This is a genomic window from Streptomyces sp. NPDC046876, assembly GCF_040645035.1.
Lineage (GTDB): Bacteria > Actinomycetota > Actinomycetes > Streptomycetales > Streptomycetaceae > Streptomyces.
The window spans coordinates 1-1,102 of the sequence record NZ_JBEYXK010000250.1 but is presented as its reverse complement, the minus strand read 5'-3'; the positions used below and the strand labels follow the sequence as shown (position 1 = coordinate 1,102).

Below are 1,102 nucleotides of genomic sequence, written 5' to 3'. Positions count from 1 at the left end.
GGAACAACTCCCACAACTCGTCCGGCACCAGCCGCTCAACAATCCCCACCACGACCGACAGCCTACCCAACCACCCAAATGAGATGGCCTCTAAGACAGTGTCCTATGTGGTGAGGCGTCGTTGACCTCGGTATGGGGCGGGGTACGTGGAGTTGGATTGTTCCGGACGGGTTGTGGGAGATCGCGGAGCCGCTGATCCCGCCGTCGAGGGTGCGGCCGCAGGGCGGCGGGACGCAGGACACGCCTGATGAGACGCTGTTCGCAGCGATCACCTACGTGCTGGTCAGCGGATGCGCCTGGCGAGCCCTGCCGCCCTGCTTCGGGATATCGAAGTCGACGGCTCATCGCCGGTTCCTGATCTGGTCGAGAGCCGGGGTCTGGGGCCGGCTCCACGAGAAGATCCTCCACCAGCTTGACGACGCGGGACTGCTCGATCTGTCCCGAGCCGTTCTCGACTCCGCCCACGTCCGGGCCAAAAAGAGGGCGAACTCACAGGTCCGAGCCCCGTGGACCGCGGAAAGCCGGGCTCCAAGATGCACGTCCTGTCGGACGCGGCCGGGCTGCCCCTCCTCGTCGGCATCTCCGCCGCCAACACCCACGACAGCCAGGCCCTGAAGCCCATGGTGCTCGGTCACCAAACGAGACACGACCCCCACCGCGGCCGCCACTTCAAACCCCGGAAACTGCACGCGGACAAGGCCTACGACATACCTGAACTGCGCAAATGGCTCCGTGGAAAACGGATCGGCGTCCGCATCGCCCGCAAGGGCATCGAGTCGAGCGAACGATTAGGGCGTCGGAGGTGGGTGATCGAACGGACCATGTCCTGGCTGACCGGCTACCGCCGGCTCAACCACCGATACGAACGCAACCCCCGCACCTACCTGGCATTTCCTCGGCCTCGCCGCCGCCCTCTGCTGCTACAAACGCCTCCTCCGCCTCACCACATAGGACACGGTCTTAGAGGTCCTACTGACCTTTCCGTTGAGTTGTCGGGGGCCGGCGACCGCAGCGCCTGATCTACCGTCCTCGCATCCAGGGCCATCACCGAGGTGCCCACCCTGGCTTCACCTGGCAGGACTACCGTGATCTTCTCGTGCGA

General features: G+C 65.1%; 1 pseudogene. It reads left to right on the top strand.

The window, feature by feature from the left end:
- Positions 1 to 132 precede the first annotated feature (132 nt).
- Positions 133 to 951: pseudogene (locus tag ABZ924_RS38790) on the top strand (IS5 family transposase).
- Positions 952 to 1,102: the final 151 nt, after the last annotated feature.